Origin of the sequence: Gordonia sp. NB41Y (genome assembly GCF_030718915.1) — a bacterium.
Lineage (GTDB): Bacteria > Actinomycetota > Actinomycetes > Mycobacteriales > Mycobacteriaceae > Gordonia > Gordonia desulfuricans.
Genome location: NZ_CP132196.1, coordinates 3,691,107 through 3,710,288 on the forward strand (window position 1 = coordinate 3,691,107; position 19,182 = coordinate 3,710,288).

General features: G+C 67.0%; 19 protein-coding genes. 14 read left to right on the forward strand and 5 right to left on the reverse strand.

Annotation, left to right across the window (positions count from 1 at the left end; all coding sequences use genetic code 11):
* The first annotated feature begins 35 nt into the window (after positions 1-35).
* The 4 genes from Q9K23_RS15935 to Q9K23_RS15950 all read left to right on the forward strand — a co-directional run bounded on the left by Q9K23_RS15935 (position 36) and on the right by Q9K23_RS15950 (position 3,722).
* The gene (locus Q9K23_RS15935) at positions 36-1,064 is read left to right on the forward strand and encodes an ABC transporter substrate-binding protein (RefSeq protein ID WP_020790120.1); all 1,029 of its coding nucleotides are present in this window, start codon (positions 36-38) and stop codon (positions 1,062-1,064) included.
* 63 nt (positions 1,065-1,127) lie between these two features.
* On the forward strand, positions 1,128-1,493 hold the full coding sequence (gene trxA, locus Q9K23_RS15940) for a thioredoxin (RefSeq protein WP_020790121.1): 366 nt from the start codon (positions 1,128-1,130) through the stop codon (positions 1,491-1,493).
* Between the two features lie 124 nt (positions 1,494-1,617).
* Positions 1,618-2,187, forward strand: coding sequence for a hypothetical protein (locus tag Q9K23_RS15945; protein WP_020790123.1), 570 nt, complete (start codon positions 1,618-1,620; stop codon positions 2,185-2,187).
* Positions 2,184-3,722, forward strand: a complete 1,539-nt coding sequence (locus Q9K23_RS15950) for an MFS transporter (RefSeq protein ID WP_053778369.1) — start codon at positions 2,184-2,186, stop codon at positions 3,720-3,722. The genes Q9K23_RS15945 and Q9K23_RS15950 overlap by 4 nt, the downstream gene beginning before the upstream one ends.
* A gap of 54 nt (positions 3,723-3,776) precedes the next feature.
* Here Q9K23_RS15950 and Q9K23_RS15955 read toward each other — a convergent pair whose 3' ends face one another.
* The gene (locus tag Q9K23_RS15955; RefSeq protein WP_053778370.1) at positions 3,777-4,673 is read right to left on the reverse strand and encodes a bile acid:sodium symporter family protein; all 897 of its coding nucleotides are present in this window, start codon (positions 4,671-4,673) and stop codon (positions 3,777-3,779) included.
* A 154-nt stretch (positions 4,674-4,827) separates the two neighbouring features.
* On the opposite strand from Q9K23_RS15955, the gene Q9K23_RS15960 reads away from it, so the two are divergent.
* Positions 4,828-5,265 carry a VOC family protein gene (locus Q9K23_RS15960; protein ID WP_053778371.1) on the forward strand — a complete coding sequence of 146 codons (438 nt, stop codon included), beginning with the start codon at positions 4,828-4,830 and terminating at the stop codon, positions 5,263-5,265.
* A 54-nt stretch (positions 5,266-5,319) separates the two neighbouring features.
* Here Q9K23_RS15960 and Q9K23_RS15965 read toward each other — a convergent pair whose 3' ends face one another.
* Positions 5,320-5,721 (reverse strand): DUF5997 family protein, encoded by a 402-nt coding sequence (locus tag Q9K23_RS15965; protein WP_020790126.1) that lies wholly within the window; start codon positions 5,719-5,721, stop codon positions 5,320-5,322.
* Between the two features lie 35 nt (positions 5,722-5,756).
* On the opposite strand from Q9K23_RS15965, the gene Q9K23_RS15970 reads away from it, so the two are divergent.
* From Q9K23_RS15970 to Q9K23_RS15985, 4 genes are all read left to right on the forward strand, one after another.
* The gene (locus tag Q9K23_RS15970) at positions 5,757-6,500 is read left to right on the forward strand and encodes a LysR substrate-binding domain-containing protein (RefSeq protein WP_053778354.1); all 744 of its coding nucleotides are present in this window, start codon (positions 5,757-5,759) and stop codon (positions 6,498-6,500) included.
* Positions 6,501-6,619: 119 nt separating this feature from the next.
* Positions 6,620-7,105: a MarR family transcriptional regulator gene (locus Q9K23_RS15975; RefSeq protein ID WP_053778373.1), complete on the forward strand. Its 486-nt coding sequence runs from the start codon at positions 6,620-6,622 to the stop codon at positions 7,103-7,105.
* Between the two features lie 11 nt (positions 7,106-7,116).
* On the forward strand, positions 7,117-7,539 hold the full coding sequence (locus Q9K23_RS15980; protein ID WP_053778374.1) for an organic hydroperoxide resistance protein: 423 nt from the start codon (positions 7,117-7,119) through the stop codon (positions 7,537-7,539).
* 11 nt (positions 7,540-7,550) lie between these two features.
* Positions 7,551-7,976, forward strand: a complete 426-nt coding sequence (locus Q9K23_RS15985; RefSeq protein WP_020790125.1) for a doxX protein — start codon at positions 7,551-7,553, stop codon at positions 7,974-7,976.
* Positions 7,977-9,049: 1,073 nt separating this feature from the next.
* On the opposite strand, the gene Q9K23_RS15990 is transcribed toward Q9K23_RS15985, so the two are convergent.
* Entirely contained in the window at positions 9,050-10,003 is a 954-nt protein-coding gene (locus Q9K23_RS15990) for a LysR substrate-binding domain-containing protein (RefSeq protein WP_082366063.1), read from the reverse strand.
* A gap of 102 nt (positions 10,004-10,105) precedes the next feature.
* Between Q9K23_RS15990 and Q9K23_RS15995 the strand changes: the two genes are divergently transcribed.
* The 5 genes from Q9K23_RS15995 (at position 10,106) to Q9K23_RS16015 (ending at position 15,998) form a co-directional block, all read left to right on the forward strand.
* A complete protein-coding gene (locus Q9K23_RS15995) occupies positions 10,106-11,284 on the forward strand; it encodes an acyl-CoA dehydrogenase family protein (protein ID WP_053778355.1) in 1,179 nt (392 codons plus the stop codon).
* Positions 11,281-12,492: a CaiB/BaiF CoA-transferase family protein gene (locus Q9K23_RS16000; protein WP_053778356.1), complete on the forward strand. Its 1,212-nt coding sequence runs from the start codon at positions 11,281-11,283 to the stop codon at positions 12,490-12,492. The genes Q9K23_RS15995 and Q9K23_RS16000 overlap by 4 nt, the downstream gene beginning before the upstream one ends.
* A gap of 1 nt (position 12,493) precedes the next feature.
* Positions 12,494-13,249 carry a 3-oxoacyl-ACP reductase FabG gene (fabG, locus tag Q9K23_RS16005; protein WP_053778375.1) on the forward strand — a complete coding sequence of 252 codons (756 nt, stop codon included), beginning with the start codon at positions 12,494-12,496 and terminating at the stop codon, positions 13,247-13,249.
* Between the two features lie 215 nt (positions 13,250-13,464).
* Entirely contained in the window at positions 13,465-14,586 is a 1,122-nt protein-coding gene (locus Q9K23_RS16010; protein WP_053778357.1) for a linear amide C-N hydrolase, read from the forward strand.
* 98 nt (positions 14,587-14,684) lie between these two features.
* Entirely contained in the window at positions 14,685-15,998 is a 1,314-nt protein-coding gene (locus tag Q9K23_RS16015; RefSeq protein WP_053778358.1) for a threonine/serine exporter family protein, read from the forward strand.
* Between the two features lie 249 nt (positions 15,999-16,247).
* Here Q9K23_RS16015 and Q9K23_RS16020 read toward each other — a convergent pair whose 3' ends face one another.
* Both Q9K23_RS16020 and Q9K23_RS16025 read right to left on the reverse strand, forming a co-directional pair.
* Positions 16,248-18,047, reverse strand: coding sequence for a helix-turn-helix domain-containing protein (locus Q9K23_RS16020; protein ID WP_160319628.1), 1,800 nt, complete (start codon positions 18,045-18,047; stop codon positions 16,248-16,250).
* 42 nt (positions 18,048-18,089) lie between these two features.
* Complete coding sequence (locus tag Q9K23_RS16025) at positions 18,090-19,148, reverse strand: arabinose dehydrogenase (protein WP_020790791.1); 1,059 nt, start codon at positions 19,146-19,148, stop codon at positions 18,090-18,092.
* Positions 19,149-19,182: the final 34 nt, after the last annotated feature.

The window sequence follows — 19,182 nt, forward strand, 5'->3', positions numbered from 1 at the left end:
CTCGACCCGCTCACCCGAATCGCACAAGGACTCCCATGCCCCGCACCCGCGTGGGCCGCATCAGCGCGGCCCGCCTGCTCGCCCTGTTCGGATCGATGCTGCTCGCCGTCGTCGCCCTCGCCGGATGTGGCGGTGGTCAGGACGACTCGGCCGAACGCGACGTCATCGGCACCTTGCGGATCGGGGTGATCGGCTCCACCAACACCCTGACCGGACCCATCGGCTTCGCCCACAGCCAGGGAAAGTTGCTGGAGGCGTTGAAGCCGCTGGGGGTCGACAAGATCGAGGTGTACAACTTCCCCAACGGGCCCGACCTCAACCAGGCGCTCATCGGTGGCCGGCTCGACGTCGCCCAGTACGGTGACACCCCGGCCCTGGTGGCGCGCGGCAGCGGCCTCGACACCCGCCTGATCTCGATCACCCAGTTCAATCTGAACGCCGGAGTGGTGGCCAAGGACCCGAACATCAAGACCCTCAAAGACCTGGCGGGCAAGCGGATCGGTGTTCCCAAGGGCTCCTATATCGACCGGTACCTGCAGGGAGCGTTGCAGGCCGAGGGGATCACCGCGGAGTTGGTGCACCTGTACCCGGCCGATCAGGAGGCGCCGCTGAACTCCGGGGAGATCGCCGGGGCGGCACTGCCCGGAGTGGTGCCGTCGGTGACGTTGCAGAGCTTCCTGCTCAAGGGATTCCACCTCGTCGACTCGGTGTACCAGAACCATCCGGATCTGGCCGGCACCAGTGTCACCGTCGCCGCCGACGCCTTCCTGGGCAAGCACCCGACGTTCGGTGCCGCATGGCAGAAGCTGCACGCCGACGCGGTGACCTACACCAAGGACAACTGGAACGCCTACGTGGACTTCGAGATCGCCAACTCCAAGGCGCCCGCGGAGGCCATTCGGCAGGCCGCCAACCCGGACAACTTCGCGCCGGAACCCTTCCCGGCGAGGGCAGTGGAACTGTTGACCGGGACCAAGAAGTTCCTGGCCGAGCAGGGGAGCCTCAAGGAGAACTTCGACCTCGACAGCTGGTACTACCGCACCGACACGTCGTCGGACTCCTGATCGGAGGGCACTGTGGGCGCCGGACCAGGGAATATACCCCGCCAGGTATCCATTGAAACCGTCATGACAACCCGTGAGATCACCCTGTCCAACTTCGACGACACCATCAAGGAGGGTGGCATCGTCCTGCTCGACTTCTGGGCGGCCTGGTGCGGACCCTGCCGGATGTTCGCGCCGGTCTTCGAGAAGGCCGCCGAGACCCACACCGACATCGTCTTCGGCAAGATCGACACCGAGGCGCAGCAGGAGCTAGCCGGCGGCTTCGGCATCCGATCCATCCCCACCCTGATGGCCTTCCGCGACGGGATCATGGTGTTCAACCAGGCCGGAGCGCTCCCGGCGCAGCAGCTCGAGCAGCTGATCGAGGCGGTCGAGGGTCTCGACATGGACCAGGTCCGCAAGGAGGTCGCCGCGGCCCAGGCCGAATGACGCCGGTGACCGACCTCACCGGATAAGCCTCACCGGGTACGGATACGGGTCTTGACCGGCCCTGACCGGGTCTGTACAAACGTACATGTACGTTTGTACAGACCGCACAGCGTCAGGAGCCGTCATGCCCCCATCCACCCGCGACCCCGCGGGCCGTCGCGAGCAGATCGTCATCGCGGCCGCCGAACTGTTGTGCGCCGGTGACGGTAAACCGACCCACCGGCGGGTCGCCGAGCATGCCGGCGTGCCGCTGGGGTCGACGACGTACTACTTCTCGACGCTCGACGACCTCACCACCGCCGCGCTCGAGTACCTGGCCGATCAGGTCGACACCGGCCTCGCCGAGACCGCGGAACTGGTGGCCGGCGGGGATGCCACCCCGGAGACCGTCGCGCGGCTGTTCCACGAGTACCTGTCCGACCGCGACCGGGTGCGCGTCGAGATCACGATCTACACCGCAGCCCTGCAGCGACCCGAACTCGTTGCGCTCACCCGGCGGTGGTTCGACGGGCTGGTGGAGATCCTGTGCACCGTCACCGACCCGGCCACCGCCCGGCTGCTCGCCGTCTTCGTCGACGGCGCCTGCATGCACGCCGCGATCCACGAACAACCCCTCGAACTCGAGGTTCTCGAGAAGCTCACCCGCACGTTGATGGGCGGGCCGGGATGCGCCGCCGGATCGGACCGGCCATGACCGTTCTCTACTCGCTGCCCACCAATCCGGATGGCACCCTGAAGGATCCGATGCCGACCTGGCGTCGCTGGGCGTCGTTGACGGTGCTGTCGGTGGCCCTGCTGACCGTCGTCATGGACCTGACCGTGCTCAACGTGGCCCTGCCGTCGATCAGCGCCGAACTCACCCCGTCGGCAACCGGCCAGCTGTGGATGGTCGACGCATACTCGCTGGTCCTGGCGGGTCTGCTGATCCCGATGAGCGCACTCGCCGACCGCTGGGGGCGTCGGCGGCTCCTGATCCTCGGCTTCGCCGTCTTCGGTCTGGCCTCGCTGCTGGTGCTGTGGGCCGATTCCACCGCCGCGGTGATCGCGCTTCGTGCGCTGCTGGGGCTGGGCGGCGCGATGATCATGCCGACCACGCTGTCGATGCTGCGCGTGGTGTTCACCGATCCGCATGAGCGCACCCTCGCCCTCGGCGTGTGGGCAGCCGTCTCGGCGGCCGGTGCGGCAGTCGGGCCGATCGTGGGTGGCCTTCTGCTGGAACACTTCTCCTGGCATGCGGCATTCCTGGTGAACGTGCCGCCGATGATCGTGGCGATCGTGGCCGCGGCATTCCTGCTGCCCGAGTCGCGAATCACGGCGGCAGGCTCACTGGACCTGATCGGTTCGGTGCTCGCCGTCGGCGGTGTGGCGACGCTGGTGTGGTCGATCAAGGAGTTCGGCAAACACTATGTGGCCGACGGCTTCGCCAATCCGCCGGCCTGGATCGGCCTGATCGGTTCGGCGGTGGTGCTCACGCTGTTCGTGATGCGGTGCCTGCGCCGGCCGGAACCGCTGCTCGACGTTCGGCTGTTCCGTCGGCCGCAGCTGACCGCGGGGGTGCTCGCGGCACTGTTCTCGATGCTGGCGATGGGTGGCGGACTCCTGCTGCTCGCCCAATGGCTGCAACTGGTGGAGGGTCACTCGCCGCTGCAGGCCGGAATCCGGCTGCTCCCGTTCGCGGTGGGTGCGATCCTCACCTCGATCCCGGCCCGGAATCTTGTCGACCTCCTCGGCGTGCGCATCGTCATGGGTATGGCGCTGCTGTTGCCCGCGGCCGGATTCCTGCTGTTCTACCTCGCACCCGAACCACTCACCTATCCGTGGGTCGCGACGGCGATGCTGTTGCAGGGTGCCGGCGCGGGCGCCCTGGCGATCGGCTCGGCGATGATCATGTCCGGCAGTCCGCAGGACAAGGCGGGCAATGCCGCGGCGATCGAGGAGACGGCCTACGACCTCGGCAACGTCTTCGGCGTGGCGCTTCTCGGGACCATCGCCGCGGTCGCCTTCAGCAGCAAGATCCCGGTGGACGTGCCCGGCGCCGACGAGTCGCTGGCCGAGGCCATGGAGGTGGCGCGGCAGACCGGCTCCGCCGAGCTCGCGGCCATCGCGCAGACCGCGTTCACCGACGCGATCGCGCAGGTCGGCATCGTCGGGGCGGTGATGCTGGCGATCGCCGGGGGGATCGTCTTCTGGCTGACGCCACGCGGACTGGACCTCGACATCCAGCACTGAACCGCAGGTCGGGTGAGGTGTCGTGCGTGCGGTCCGCCCCGCGCGCACGGCACCTCATGACTCGCGCAGGCCGACCGCGTCGTCGTCGGCGGTCGCGGTCCGGGGTTCGCGGGTGATCACCCACCCGAACGCCGGGGTCAGGATGTACATGACGATGGAGTAGACCGCCGCCGGGACGGCGACCATCGCATTGTCGAGCACACTGAGCGCGATGGTCAGTGCGATCGTGGTGTTGTGGACACCGATCTCCATCGAGGCGGCGACGGCCTGCGGCCGGGTCAGCCGTAGCAACAGTGCGGCACCGAAGCCGCACGACAGGCTGATCAGGCAGAAGAGGCTCACCACCACTCCCACCTGCCGCGCATAGTCGACGACGTTGTCGCGCTCGGCGATGATCGCGCCGGTGGTCACGACGACGAGCACCGCGATGGAGAAGATCCGGACCGGGCGGTCGGCGCTCCGGGCGAAGCCGGACCATCGCGAGCGCACCACCATCCCGATCGCCACCGGGGCCAAGACCAGCGCGATCACCTGGACGACCTTGGTGAACTGCAGACCCAACGCGCCGTCGGCGTCGAAGTGGCCGATCGCCAGATTGGTGATCAGCGGGATGGTGAAGGCCGCGAGTACCGAGTTGATCGCGGTCAGTGAGATGTTCAGAGCGACGTCACCGCGAAAGAGATGGCTGAACAGGTTGGTGGTGGTGCCGCCCGGTGACGCGGCCAGCAACATCACGCCGACGGCCAGCAGCGGCGGCAGGTCGAAGACGAGGACAAGCCCGAAGGCGATCACCGGGAGAACCAGGATCTGGACGGCGAGTATCCCGATCACCGCGCGCGGTGTGCGTGCGACGCGGGCGAAGTCCCCGGGTGTCAGAGACAACCCCAGGCCGAACATGATGATCGCCAGCGCGATCGGCAACCCGGTCGAGATCAACACAGAATCCTGCACTGCCACACCTCCGTCTGATTCCGTCCACTCTCACACGGCAATCGGTGCAAAACGGACCGATCGGCGCAGACGCGCGAGGTTTCGACGTCCGATGTGGGCGTGTCGTCCCGGTGGTCCCCAACCGGAGTCCGCCGAGCTCACTACGGTGGAGCGGGTGGGCATCACACTCGAGAACGTGGGTATCGCCGTCGACGATCTGGATGGCGCCATCGCCTTCTTCACCGATCTCGGCCTCACCGTGCTCGGCCGGGACGAGGTCAGCGGTGAGTGGGCCGACGTCGCCGTCGGACTCGACGGCAACCATGCGCGGATCGCGATGCTCGGGACACCCGACGGCCACGGGCGCCTCGAACTGTTCGAGTACATCCATCCGGCGGCGATCCCGACCGAACCGACGCTGCCCAACGAGATCGGCATGCATCGGGTGGCCTTCGCCGTCGACGACATCGACGAGGCGTTGGCGACGGCGGCGCGGCACGGATGTCATCCGCTGCGTGGCGTCGCGAACTACCGCGACATCTACAAACTGACCTATGTGCGCGGACCCAGCGGGATCATCGTGATGCTGGCCCAGGACCTGACGAAGGCATAGACCCGGATCTGTCTCGGCCGAAACGGATTCGGGGGCAGGCGGATTCGCCGGGGCTCAGGACTCGTCGGTCTCGGGCTCTTCGAGAGCGCGGCGACGGTCGGCGTGCAGGGACTTGACGCGCCGCTCTTCGCGACGGACCTCCACCTGGGTGGCCCGCTCGGCGGCGAGCCACTCCGGCATCTCGGCGAGCAGGTCGTTGATCTGGGCGGTGGTCAGGGCGTCGGTGATCCCGGCGCGCGACAGTCCCGAATTGGAGATGCCGAGCCTGGCCGCGACCAGGTTCTTCGGGTGCGGGCCGTCGGCGCGCAGGGTGCGCAGCCATTCCGGCGGATCGGCCTGCAGTTCGGCGAGTTCGGACCGGGTGATGGTGCCCTGCTGGAACTCGGCAGGCGTCGCCGGCAGGTACACGTCCAGTTTCTTGGCGGCGGTGGCCGGCTTCATCGACTGCGAACTCATCCCTCGAGGGTATCGGGCGGTAGCCTTTCTGCGTGATGACACCCGGCGACGCCCCCACATTTCGACTGGCGTACGTCCCCGGCGTCACCCCGAACAAGTGGGTGCGGATCTGGGCGGAACGGCGACCCGACGTGCCCCTCGACCTCGTCCCCCTCGCCGTCGCCGACTGCACGGAAGCGGTGGGGCAGGGGAACGTGCAGATGGCGATCACCCGTATCCCCGACGCCCTCCACCACGGCGACCCCGGCGCACACCACGTGATCGAGCTGTACGTCGAGACCACCGTCGTCGTCCTGCCCAAGGATCACCTGCTGACCGCGGGCGACGAGCTCACGATGGACGACCTCGGCGGCGAACAGTTCCTCTGGCCCCTCGACGAGCCGCTCGCGGTGCCGCACCGACCCGGCGCCGAGATCGACCATCGTCCCGAAACCGTCGGTGACGCAATCGAACTCGTTGCCGCAGGGATAGGTCTGCTGCTGGTTCCGCAGTCGTTGGCGCGACTGCATCACCGCAAAGACCTGGTCTACCGGCCGGTGACCGATGCTCCCACCGGCGCCGTCGGGCTGCTGTGGCCGCAACCCACCGACGAGCTCGCCGACGAGTTCGTCGGCATCGTGCGCGGACGCAAGTCGACGTCGTCACGGGGCCGGTCCGAGCCCGCACCGAAGCGGTCGGCCAAGGAGAAGGCCGCAGCCAAACGGGCGGCCCGCGAGGCGGCCGGGAAGATCCCGGGCAAGAGCACACGGAAAGGTGCCGGGCGTCCCCGACGGCACTGAGTCGCCGCCGCTCGGCCACCCCGATCGCCTGCACGAGTCGTGGCAGACTCGCGTGCCCAATTTTTATGTGCGACACAACTAGGTTGTGCAACACATAAATCGGGGCTATGTTGGTTCTCGTGAGCAACCCACGCCTCGACGACCAGCTCTGCTTCGCCTTGTACGCCGCCTCCCGGGCGGTGATCGCCGCGCAGCGCCCCGGTCTTCGGGAGTTGGGCCTCACCTACCCGCAGTACCTGGTGATGCTGGTGCTGTGGGAGGAGCGCGAGGTTCCGATCGGGCGGCTGTGTGCCCGGTTGCACCTCGACTCGGGCACCGTCTCGCCGCTGGTCCGGCGCCTGGAAAAGGCCGAACTGGTGGTACGCCGCCGTTCGGACACCGACGAGCGTTCGACGATCGTCGCCCTGACCGACGCCGGTGCCGACATGGCAGATCGTGCCGACTGCGTCACCGCGGCCCTCGGCGACTCGATCGTCGCGGCCGAGGAGGCCGATCCCGATGGCGTCCCGCAGTTCGGTGTCGCCGACGTCGGCGCGCTCCGCGAAGCCTTGCACAACCTGATCGGCGAACTCGACCGCATCGAGTCGCCCCAACCACGCTCGTGAAGGAGAACGTGATGAGTCATCTCTACACCGCAGAGGCACTGGCAACCGGCGACGGCCGTAACGGACACGGGCGCAGCTCTGATGGCGTCCTCGACGTCGAACTCGGAATCCCCAAGGAACTCGGTGGCAACGGTGCCGGCACCAACCCCGAGCAGCTGTTCGCCGTCGGCTACGCGGCCTGCTTCCACAGTGCACTGCGCACCGTGGCACGTGCCGAGAAGGCCGATGTCTCGGATTCGGCAGTGGGAGCGCGTGTCTCGCTCGACTCCCTCGACGGAGGTGGATTCGGGCTCTCGGTGGAACTCGAGATCAGCCTGCCCGCACTGTCGGCCGACGAGGCGCGCGCCCTGACCGAGAAGGCACACCACGTGTGCCCCTACTCGAATGCGACCCGCGGCAACATCGACGTCACGCTCACCGTGACCGAGGACTGAGGGGTTCGACGATGACGATCTCCACGTTGACCGCGCCGGCCACGACACGTCAGAGCCGCGGCCGCGGCATCGCACGGGTGGCGCTCGGCTCGGTGCTGGGGCTGGCCGGTATCGGTCATCTGACGTTCCAACGCAACGAGTTCCAGGCACAGGTGCCGACCTGGGTGCCGCTCGGCAAAGATGCCACGGTGCTGGCCTCGGGAGGAGTCGAGATCGCACTCGGGTCCGCCCTGATCGCCCTGCCGCGTCACCGCCGGTTGGTGTCGGCGATCGTCGCGGCCTTCTTCGTCGCGGTCTTCCCGGGCAATATCCACCAGTACCGCAACCACATCGATGCCTTCGGACTCGACACCGACGGCAAACGGCTGGCCCGGCTGTTCGGTCAGCCCGCCCTCGTCGCCTGGGCCCTCGCCGCGGGCGGCGACGGCAAGAAGTAGTGCTTCTCGTTGGCTCAACCATCCACCGCTGCTTGCTGATTGGGCGAGGGTCCCTGCTGGTGATTGAGCCGGGACCGAGCGTAGCGAGGACCCGTGTCGAAATCTCTGTAGCTTGCGCTGGGTGGTGACCAGCTTCTGGGGTGGTTGCGTTCCGTCGTCGGCTGTCTGAGGTTTCGACACGTCTCGTCGCTGCGCTCCTCGTCGGCTCAACCATCCACTGCTGCTGGCTGATTGAGCGAGGGGCCCTGCTGGTGATTGAGCCGGGACCGAGCGTAGCGAGGACCCGTGTCGAAATCTCCGCAGCCTACGCCGGGTGGTGACCACCTCTGGGGTGGTTGCGTTGTTGAGCTCGGCTGTCTGAGGTTTCGACTCGTCTCGTCGCTGCGCTCCTCGTCGGCTCAACCATCCACTGCTGCTTGCTGATTGAGCCGGGACCGAGCGTAGCGAGGACCCGAGAAGTGGTTGCGTTCCGACGTCGGCTGTCTGAGGTTTCGACACGTCTCGTCGCTGCGCTCCTCGTCGGCTCAACCATCCACCGCTGCTTGCTGATTGGGCGAGGGTCCCTGCTGGTGATTGAGCCGGGACCGAGCGTAGCGAGGACCCGTGTCGAAATCTCTGTAGCTTGCGCTGGGTGGTGACCAGCTTCTGGGGTGGTTGCGTTCCGTCGTCGGCTGTCTGAGGTTTCGACACGTCTCGTCGCTGCGCTCCTCGTCGGCTCAACCATCCACTGCTGCTGGCTGATTGGGCGAGGGTCCCTGCTGGTGATTGAGCCGGGACCGAGCGTAGCGAGGACCCGTGTCGAAATCTCCGCAGCCTACGCTGGGTGGTGACCACCTCTAAGTGGTTGCGTTCCGACGTTGGCTGTCTGAGGTTTCGACACGTCTCGTCGCTGCGCTCCTCGTCGGCTCAACCATCAATGGGTGGTCGCTGTTTGGCTGGTTGTGTGCTCGTTGTTGTCTCAACCATCAATGGGTGGTGGCTGTTTGGCTGGTTGTGTGCTCGTTGTTGTCTCAACCGTCAATGGGCGGTTGCTGTTTGGTTGTGTGCGCGATGGCGACTCAACGATGAGTTGGTCAGCCCGGTCCCGGTCCCGGTCCCGGTCCGGAGCCGTGATCGCGGTCGTCGGCGGGGCGGGTGGTCACCTCGGTCAGTGCCATGAACTCGTCACGGACCCGGACCACGGCCGGACTGGAGTCGTCGCGCCGCCACGCGATCCGCATGTCGACGTCCGGTGACGGCTCCAACAGTGGCAGGAACACCACGTGGGGGTCGTTCGCGTTGCGGGCGACGGAGGCCAGGGTCAGCGAGCATCCCACCTCGGCGCCGACCAATGCCAGCGCGGTCTGGGTATCGGGTGCCACCTGGACGATGTTCGGAACGAATCGGGCCGCGTGGGCGAGTCGCCGAAGGCGGTCGGGCAACACCGCGCCCTCGTGGGCGGGGAGTGACACGAAGTGTTCGTCGGCCAGCGCGGCGATCGAGACCTGTCCGGCATCGGCCAGCCGATGGGTGTCGGGCACTGCCATGACGAGCGAATCTGATTGCACGACATGGGCGTCCACCTCTGTCGGGATGATGTCCCATCGGCCCAGTGCGATGTCGGTGTCGTCGTCGAGCAGTCGTTTGAGCGCCGGCTGCGCGAAGTTCTGGCTGGACAGCTCCAGCTGGATTCCCGGCCGCTTGGAGTGCACGGCGCGGGCCAGTCGGGCGATCATCCGGTGGGTGGAGATCCCGGCGAATGCGATGCGCACGATGCCGGTGTCGCCGTCCTCGGCGGAACGGACCGCGGCCTCGGCCCGGCGGAGTCCGGCGAGTGCCTCGTGTGCAGGTGCGATCAACGCGGCGCCGCTCGCGGTCAGACGCACCGACCTGGTGTTCCGGTCGAACAGGCGGGTGCCGAGCTTCCGCTCGAGCTGCTTGATCATGCGGCTCAGCGGCGGCTGGGCGATGTGCAGACGTTCGGCCGCCCGGCCGAAGTGGAGCTCCTCGGCCACGGCGAGGAACGCGCGCAGATCGTCGTAGTCCACCTCGTACCTCCGGAGCGAGCGAGACAATTGATACTGAATAAGAATAACAGGGCTGTTGATTAAGTATTGGACTGTGATCAATGGCGGGGGCATGGTCTTCTCATGGTCAGCAGTAATCCCGACGTCCCCGACGATGTGTTCGCCGATGTCGTCGCGCAGGTCCGCCACTTCGTCCGCACCCATGTGGTGCCGAGGGAAACCGAGATCCTCGCAACCGACGAGATCCCGGGCGACCTGCGCCAGAAGGCAAAGGACATGGGTCTGTTCGGCTACGCGATCCCGCAACGATGGGGCGGGCTGGGACTCGACCTGATGCAGGACGTCGAGGTGGCGATGGAGTTGGGCTACACGTCGCTGTCCCTGCGGTCGATGTTCGGCACCAACAACGGCATCGCGGGGCAGGTCCTGACGAACTTCGGGACCGAACAGCAGCAGGATCGCTGGCTTCCCGGGATCGCCGCGGGCGAGGTGGTGGCCTCCTTCGCACTGACCGAACCAGGTGCAGGTTCCGACCCGGCCGGTTTGCGGACGGTCGCAAAGGCCGACGGTGATCAATGGATCATCAACGGCGGCAAGCAGTTCATCACCAATGCGCCCGATGCGGGCCTGTTCGTGGTCTTTGCCCGGACCGATCCCGCCCCGGAGAAGGGCAACGGTATCGCCGTGTTCCTCGTGCCGGCCGACACCGCGGGACTGGCAGTGGGTCCCAAGGACGCGAAGATGGGGCAGGAGGGCTCCCGGACCGCCGACGTCACCTTCACCGACGTCCGGGTGGGGGCCGACGCCCTGGTCGGCGGCGATGCGGCGGTGGGCTACCGCGCGGCGATGACGTCCCTGGCGCGCGGTCGCGTGCACATCGCCGCACTCGCAGTGGGGCAGGCCCAGCGCGCCCTCGACGAGTCGATCGCGCAGTCCGTCGGCGCCACGCAGGGCGGCACCCCGATCGGCGACTTCCAACTGGTGCAGGCGATGATCGCCGACCAGCAGACCGGTGTCATGGCCGGACGGGCACTCGTCCGCGACGCCGCACGCGCCTGGGTGGAGGGCACCGACCGGCGGATCGCGCCCTCGGTGGCAAAGCTGTACTGCACCGAGATGGTCGGTCGGGTCGCCGATCTGGCGGTCCAGGTGCACGGTGGTTCCGGATACATGCGTGAGGTCCCGGTCGAACGCATCTACCGCGACGTCCGCCTGCTGCGCCTGTACGAGGGCACCAGTGAGATCCAGCGGCTGATCATCGGCGGCGGACTGGTCCGCGCCGCGAAGGCGAGCGCCTCGTGACCCTGCCCCTCGACGGCTTCACCGTCGTCTCCCTGGAACAGGCGGTGGCCGCCCCGCTGGCCACGCGCAACCTCGTCGACCTCGGCGCGCGTGTCATCAAGATCGAGCGGGTGGACGGTGGCGACCTGGCCCGGGAGTACGACCACGTCGTCGACGGAACCGGCGCCCACTTCGTGTGGCTCAACCGGGGCAAGGAATCGCTGGCCCTCGACCTGAAATCCGATGTGGGACCAGATGTGGTGCGAACGCTGATCGCCGGCGCCGACGTCTTCCTGCAGAACCTCGCGCCCGGTGCCGCGGCCCGCCTCGGGCTCGACGCGCCCACGCTCCGTGCCGACCACCCCGAACTCGTCGTGGTCGGGGTCTCCGGGTACGGCGTCGGGGGCCCACTCGAACACCGCAAGGCCTACGACATGCTGATCCAGGCCGATGCCGGGCTCATCTCGATCACCGGAACGCCGGACGAACCGGTGAAGACCGGAATTCCCACCGCCGATATCGCAACGGGAATGTACTGCGCACAAGCCGTTGTGGCCGCACTGCTGCGCCGTGCCCGAACCGGGGAGGGTGCCGAGATCGAGGTGTCGATGCTGGAGGCGACCGTGGAGTGGATGGGGCATGCGATGTACACGCAGATGTACACCGGTACGCAGCCGTCACGAATGGGCGTCAGTCACATCTCCATCGCACCGTACGACTCGTTTCCCACCCGTGACGGGCAGGTCCTGATCGGTGTGCAGACCGACCGGGGGTGGCAGACGCTGGTGACCGAGGTGCTCGAGAACCCTGCCCTCGGCGCCGACCCGCGGTTCCATACCAACATCGACCGGGTGCGCAATCGCGACGCGTGCAACGCGGCGGTGGCGGAGGGGACCCGCCGGTGGACCAGTGCCGAACTCGACCGGCGGCTCGCCGCCGCCGGGGTCCCGGCCGCCCAGATCAAACAACTCGCCGACGTCGTCGAGCACGAACAGCTGCGGGCGCGAGACCGGTGGCGCACCGTTGCGACCGAGAACTCTTCGGCCAGAGCGCTTCTGCCACCTGCGTCCTTCGGTGACTTCGAGCCGCCGATGGGGCCGGTGCCCGCACTCGGTGAGCACACCGTGCCACTGCTGCGCGAGGCGGGACTCGACGATGCCGCGATAGGTGCCCTGCTCGCCGACGGTGTCGCTCGCACACCCGCCGACGTCCCGGCCGCGGCTCGTTGACATGTCACCTGAACCGAAAGGAAAGACCTTGCTCGACAACAAGACCGCCGTGATCACCGGCGGTGCACAGGGAATCGGAGCAGCGATCGCCCGGGCCTTCGCCGAACACGGTGCCCGCATCGTCATCGGCGACGTGGACGCCGCACAGGCGCAACGCACCGCCACCGAGCTCGGTGCCGACGCGATCGGCATCGGATGCGACGTCACCGACGGGGCGAGCGTCACCGCGCTGCTGGATGCGGCGCGATCGGCGTTCGGCTCGGTCGACATCATGGTGAACAATGCGGGCATCACCCGTGATGCGACGATGCGGAAGATGACCGAGGCCCAGTTCGACGACGTGATCGCGGTGAACCTCCGCGGGACCTGGAACGGGACACGCCTGGCCGCCGCGATCATGCGCGAGAGCGGCGGTGGGTCGATCATCAACCTGTCGTCGATCTCCGGCAAGGTGGGATTCGTCGGGCAGACCAACTATTCGGCGGCCAAGGCCGGCATCGTCGGACTGACCAAGGCGGCGGCGAAAGAAGTTGCACACCTGGGTGTTCGGATCAATGCCATCCAGCCCGGCCTGATCCGGACCGCGATGACCGAGGCGATGCCGGCCAAGGCATGGGATGCCAAGATGGCCGAGATCCCGATGCAGCGGGCCGGCGAACCGTCGGAGATAGCCTCTGTCGCATTGTTCTACGCGTCGGATCTGTCGTCCTACATGACGGGAACGGTGGCCGAGGTCACCGGGGGACGGCACATCTGAGCCCGGCCGGTGGCGTGCGCCGACATGGGGCGAATGCTGTGACCGGTTGGGTGCATTCTTGTGCCCGTTTGGTTCGTTTCAGTGCGTCCGTACGACGTTTATCACGCGATTGACTAGGGTGAATCATCGAGCAGCTGTCTGCTCGGTGGGGCGGCGTGAACAGCGACGCCCATGCTCGACCTCCGCTCACTTCTAGTGAAAGAGACACACCACATATGTGCACTCGGGTCATGTGGCCGGACGCCAACGGATCAGTCATCGTCGGACGGAACATGGACTTCCACCAGGATCTCCATACCAACCTGTGGAAGCTTCCTCGCGGGATCAAGCGCGACGACCGGATCTCCGGCAAGCTCGAATGGACCGCCAAGTACGGCAGCGTGATCGCCGGCGTCTACGACATCCTGTCGACCGACGGAATCAACGAGCGCGGTCTGGGTGCACATCTGTTGTGGCTGGCGGAGTCGGACTACGGCACCCCCGACGATTCGCGGCCGCAGCTGGCCATGTCGATATGGCTGCAGTACTACCTGGACAACTTCGAGACCGTGGCCGAGGCCGTGGCGTGGACCGAGGAGCACCAGCCCCAGGTTGTCCCGATGGCCGACCCGACCGGTCACAGCAAGCCGGCGCTGCACCTCGCGATCGAGGACGCCAGCGGTGACTCGGCGATCATCGAGTACATCGACGGCAAGCTGGACATCTACCACAGCCGCGACCACCTGGTGATGACCAATTCGCCCACCTACGACAAGCAGCTGGAGCTGGTCAAGAAGTACAAGGGCCTCGGCGGCGACGATCCGCTCCCGGGTACCTGCCTGGCCAGCGATCGTTTCGCCCGCGCGCAGTACTACGTCGGGGTGCAGCCGCAGCCGACCTCGCAGGTGCAGGCGATGGCCGCGATGCTGAGCATCATCCGCAACTGCGCCCAGCCGTTCCGCAACCCCGAGCCGGGCAAGCCGGATGCCTCGCAGACGCTGTGGCAGGTGGTCCTGGACCTGACCAACCTGCGCTACGCCTTCGAGTCGACCACGCGCCCCAACACCGTGTGGGTGGATCTCAAGGACCTCGACTTCTCCGAGGGCTCCGGCGAGGCCAAGCTGGACCTGCTCAGCAAGCTCGCCCTCGAGGGCGGCATCGCCGGTGAGGTCCACAAGCACTTCAAGGGCCACCACAAGTTCCACATCGTCTCGATCGAGCAGGCCAAGCTCATCGGCGAGGTAGTGGCGAAGGCTGCCAAGGTGATCGGTGCGGCGAAGACGACCGCCGAGGAACACGAGAACAAGATCCAGGACGAGGTCCAGGCGAAGCTGACCTCGTTCGTCGCCGCGGAGTAGCGGTTCGACGAACCTGTCGATCGCCGGCCCCGAGTCTGGGAGAACACAGATTCGGGGCCGGTGCTCGTTCACCCGCTATCAGGGAGTGAGGTCGGTAGGTGGCAGAAGACACCGCAACGAGCCCCGATTCCGTCGGCGGGGACAACGAGATGTTGGAGCTCATCGCCACCGTCGGTGAGGCGCTGAACCGGTCGATGTATCCGGTGTCGCAGACCAAACAGGTGATCGCCGAGATCAACGAGGCCTACGGCAACGAGATCTCCGCCGAGGTGTTCGCGACCTACACCATCGCGCTCGACCGCCGAAGAGGCGACGTCACCGTGACCAACACGGGTTCGATGTACCGATTCGACCAGGCCGCACAGACCGAGTCGCTCATCCACGAATTGCGGTCGGCGGCGATGCCGGTCCGGCAGGCGTTGCGGGAACTGCGTGCGATCGCCGACACCCCGGCACCGTTCAACCCGGTCGTGCGGGTCATCGGATTCATGCTCCAGGCACTCGGCTTCTCGCTCTGCTTCCAGATGAGCCTGCCGGCAACGATTCTCGCGGTGGTGATCTCGGCGCCGGTCAGCATGGTGCTGCTGTGGAGCAGCGTCAGGGGAACGTTCGCCGCGCTGATGCCGTTTCTGCTGACCTTCCTGTCCTCCCTTGCGATCGCGTTGTGGGCCGTGCACATCGGTGTGGACGACCCGGTGCGACTGGCCGTGATCCCGGTGCTGACCCTGATCCCGGGGGCCGGCCTGACCACGGCACTCATCGAACTCACCGCCGGTGACATGATCGCCGGGGCATCCCGGCTGGTCTCCACCCTGATCGTCTTGCTGTCGATGGCCTTCGGTCTGGCGCTCGCCGTCGACATCGTCGGTCTCTCGCCGAGCGATCTGCAGGACGTCACCAGTGCACACGCACCGTCGTGGGTGCTCTGGCTCGCCGCACCGGTGTTCGCCGTCGGCAACATCATGTTCGCCTGCACGCCCCGCCGCGCATGGATCTGGACGGTGCTCCTCGCGTGCGGCACCTTCGGGCTCTCCCACCTGCTGCAGAAGTCGATCAGCTCGGCCTTCGCATGCGGTATCGCGATGGGCGTCGCACTTCTCGTCGCCTTCGTGATGAACGCCCATGTGAAGGGTCGACCGAGTGTCCTGGTGATGTACATGCCCACCTGGTGGCTCATGGTCCCCGGCTCCATGGGATTCGTGGCACTCAGCGGTGCCATCACCGCCAACCGTGAACTCGCCGACCTGGGCACCTCGGCGGTCCTGGCGCTGATGAGTATGGCGGTCTGCATCATGATCGCCAGTGTGCTCACTCCCTTTGTCGCCCGGCCACTTCCATCCAGACGGCAGGGTCGGGATGGACCGGGGAAGCCTGGTGAACCGCTGGCGGACACCGGGTACGACGTCGACTGACGGCGTCATCGGGCAATGGCATCACCGGGCAATGGCATCACCGAGCAATGGCGTCATCGAGCAACGGCGGCAAGGGGCGACGCCGGCTCAGGGCAAGGTCCAGGCGACGCCGACCTCGTTCGTCGCCGCGGAGTGACGGTTCGACGAACCTGCCGGTCACCGGCCTCGAGTCGACATGAGCGCATTCGGGGGCCGGTGCTCGTCGACCCGACCACGAGCGTGCGGAGCCGGTGGGTCGACACCGCGGGGTCACTCGGGTGTGATCATGCGTTCGCGGTCGTCGATCTTCAACGCACGCATCTTGCGGTAGAGCGTGGTGCGTCCGATCCCCAGGATGTCGGCTGCCCGCGACTTGTTTCCCTCGGCCTCGTCCAGAGCGCTCATGATCGTGTCGCGTTCGGCCTGTTCGTAGCGGCTCAACGACGACCGGTTCGTCTGACGCATCGCGTGTGGCAGGTCTCGGGTCTGGATCAGGACACCCTGCTCCGGGTCGGGGAGTCCGGAGAGCAGCCGGACGAGTTCGGCGACGTTTCCCGGCCAATGCCAGGCGAGGACCACTTGCAGGGCGGCAGGGGAGAAGCGATGCGGCGGCGCCCCAGGGTGGAGCTCGGCGCCGATCTCACGGATGAGTTCGGTGAGCTCGCCGCGGAGTTCGGTCAACGACGGAACCCTGACCGTCCCGGGACCGGCAGGCACGTCGTGCAGGGCTCCGAGCGCGCTGCGTTCGGTGAGCACGACCTGAGGCCGACGGTCGTCGTCACCCTGCAGGCGGAGGGCGGTCTCCGCCAGGTGTTCGCGTAGGGCATCCGAGATGCCTTCGGCCCCATGAACGATGATGCCACCGTCTCGTGCGGCCGACTCGAGCCCGGCCCAGGCGGTGGCGTCGTCGGACAGATCGGCGGCCTCGACGATCACCGGTTCCTTCCCGGTGTGCTGACGTAGCCACCGGCGTGACTGGTAGCGCTTGCCGGTACCCGCGGCGCCGACCACCGTGAGCAGTCCGGGGGTGGCGGCCGCGGCGGTCAACTGCACCTGGACGCCTGCATAGGGCGCCGGTGACCGCCGGCCGCCCAGACGTGCCGTCGAGTCCCCGGTGAGACCGGTGCCTCGGCGGTGCCCGGGGGCGGTGACGGCGTCTTCGCCGGACGTCACCGGCTCGCGGAACTCGAGCGCGAAGATGGAGTCGGGGCCGGGACGCCCGAGCCGATGCACTGTCGCGGTGGCTCCCAGAGAGGGAAGGTCCATGTGGGCCTCGTCGTCCTCCCACCGATGCCGCCGCAGGCTCTCCCACAGTTCGGCATGGGACTCGGCGTCGAGGTGCGAGAGCGCCGGGACATCGGTCATGACCGTCTCCGCGTTCATCACCAGCACCGGATGCCGTGATGAGCGCAGTGCGCGGTAGGTACGGGCGAGCTCGAGGTCTCGTGAATCGGCCATCAGCTCGAGGGCCTCGGCGATCTCGTCGCCGGCCTGTCGCACCATCGCCACCATCAGCGGACTGGCGGTGGTCACATGCGAGGCGATGGACAGCGAACCCACCACCCGTCCGGTGATCGGATGTTTGATCGGTGCACCGGCACAGGCCAGTCGGGCGAGCGCATCATTGAAATGCTCACTGCCGCGGACGAATACCGTACTGCGTGCCTCCAGTGGTGTGCCCAGTCCATTGGTGCCGAGGGATTGTTCGGAGAAGTCGAATCCCTCGACCGCGTATGCCCGGTCGAGGAGCCGCACGTCTTGGGGGTCGACGGTCCTGCGGGACAGGATGCGTCCGGTGTCGTCGGCGAGCAGCAACGTCATCCGCGAGTCGGCGAGATTGGTCTGCCACTGGTCGAGGATGCGACCGGCGGCCCGCAGGATCACGCTGTCGGGGTCGATCTCACCGAGAACGTGCGGATCGGCTGCCGGGTTCACGCGGTGGGAGACCGAGCGGCGCCAACTCTGCTCGATCTCCTGGGGAACGAGCGAGGTGGGTACGGATGCGTGGATCAGGCCCTGGGTGATCAGGTGTTCCCGGGCCTCCCGGATCTCGTCCTCGCGTCGCGTCATCATGGTCCACTGTCCCTCATCCGTGCCGACCGCACACCGGATTCACGCGGTCAACACGATTCGACCGGCGACGGCACCGGCCGTCAGGTCGTCGAGGGCGTGGGCCACCGATTCGGCCGACAACGGGCGGGTGAGGATCGGTATGGTGGGCAGTTCCCTGGCCTGTGCGATGCGGACGAGTGCACGTAGCTGGGTGAGTGTGCCGACGAAGCTGCCTTCGATGCGGACCATCCGGAGTGAGAGCAGGGCCGTGGGTACCACGACCTCACCGCCGAACAACCCCACCTGGACGAGGATGCCAGCCTTGGCGACGAGATCGAATCCGGCCGTGGCGGTGACACCGTTGTTGACGAAGTCGATGACCGCCGATGCAGGTCCGCCTGCCACGGCACGGATGTCCGGAGTGCTGTCGGCCGATCCGGACAACACCGTGCCGGAGGCGCCCATCTCTTGGGCCAGAACGAGATTCGCCTCGGCAACATCGACGACGCAGATGTTGCGATGGCCGCGGGCACGGAGGAGCGCGATGGCGGTCAGTCCGAGACCGCCGGCGCCGAAGATCACGACCGGCTCATCTGGCTCCAGCGGGAGGATCTTGTCGACCGCGCTGTAGGCGGTGAGCCCTGAACAGGCCAGTGTCGCAGCCCAGCTCGGATCGAGACCGTCGATGCCGACGAGGAAGCGCTCGTCGGGGACGAGGACGTACTCGGCGTAGCCACCGTGCCGGGCCACGCCCAGATTCTTCCCGGCGGCACATCGATTGTCGTTGCCCGCGAGGCATACTCGACAATCACCGCATCCAATCCATGGGTAGATCAGTCGTTTGTCGCCCGGGGCAACATCTTTCACGTCCGGCCCGATCTGCTCGACGACGCCGACGATCTCGTGGCCCAGCACCATCGGGTATGCGATACCACGGTCCTTCATGCTCATATGGCCGCGGCTGCCGAGGTCGTAGCCGCCTTCCCGCAGATGTGTGTCGGTGTGGCAGACGCCGGCTCGGACCACTTTCAGGAGCACCTCGCGTCCGTTCGGACGTGGTGTGGGGACATCGAGATCGTGGATCGCGGTGTCGTCGGGAAGGACGGCGTAGGCATGCATGGGCACCTCTTCGGGAGTGTCATCGGTAGTCGAT

What these genes read in the sequence shown, in the direction of transcription:
- Q9K23_RS16020 (WP_160319628.1), bottom strand. Translation starts at nt 18,047, where the DNA reads ATGACGCGACGCGAGGACGAGATCCGGGAGGCCCGGGAACACCTGATC.
- Q9K23_RS16025 (WP_020790791.1), bottom strand. Translation starts at nt 19,148, where the DNA reads ATGCATGCCTACGCCGTCCTTCCCGACGACACCGCGATCCACGATCTC.
- Q9K23_RS15965 (WP_020790126.1), bottom strand. Translation starts at nt 5,721, where the DNA reads ATGAGTTCGCAGTCGATGAAGCCGGCCACCGCCGCCAAGAAACTGGAC.
- Q9K23_RS15980 (WP_053778374.1), top strand. Translation starts at nt 7,117, where the DNA reads ATGAGTCATCTCTACACCGCAGAGGCACTGGCAACCGGCGACGGCCGT.
- trxA (WP_020790121.1), top strand. Translation starts at nt 1,128, where the DNA reads ATGACAACCCGTGAGATCACCCTGTCCAACTTCGACGACACCATCAAG.
- Q9K23_RS15950 (WP_053778369.1), top strand. Translation starts at nt 2,184, where the DNA reads ATGACCGTTCTCTACTCGCTGCCCACCAATCCGGATGGCACCCTGAAG.
- Q9K23_RS16010 (WP_053778357.1), top strand. Translation starts at nt 13,465, where the DNA reads ATGTGCACTCGGGTCATGTGGCCGGACGCCAACGGATCAGTCATCGTC.
- Q9K23_RS15995 (WP_053778355.1), top strand. Translation starts at nt 10,106, where the DNA reads ATGGTCAGCAGTAATCCCGACGTCCCCGACGATGTGTTCGCCGATGTC.
- Q9K23_RS15985 (WP_020790125.1), top strand. Translation starts at nt 7,551, where the DNA reads ATGACGATCTCCACGTTGACCGCGCCGGCCACGACACGTCAGAGCCGC.
- Q9K23_RS15970 (WP_053778354.1), top strand. Translation starts at nt 5,757, where the DNA reads ATGACACCCGGCGACGCCCCCACATTTCGACTGGCGTACGTCCCCGGC.
- fabG (WP_053778375.1), top strand. Translation starts at nt 12,494, where the DNA reads ATGTCACCTGAACCGAAAGGAAAGACCTTGCTCGACAACAAGACCGCC.
- Q9K23_RS15935 (WP_020790120.1), top strand. Translation starts at nt 36, where the DNA reads ATGCCCCGCACCCGCGTGGGCCGCATCAGCGCGGCCCGCCTGCTCGCC.
- Q9K23_RS15945 (WP_020790123.1), top strand. Translation starts at nt 1,618, where the DNA reads ATGCCCCCATCCACCCGCGACCCCGCGGGCCGTCGCGAGCAGATCGTC.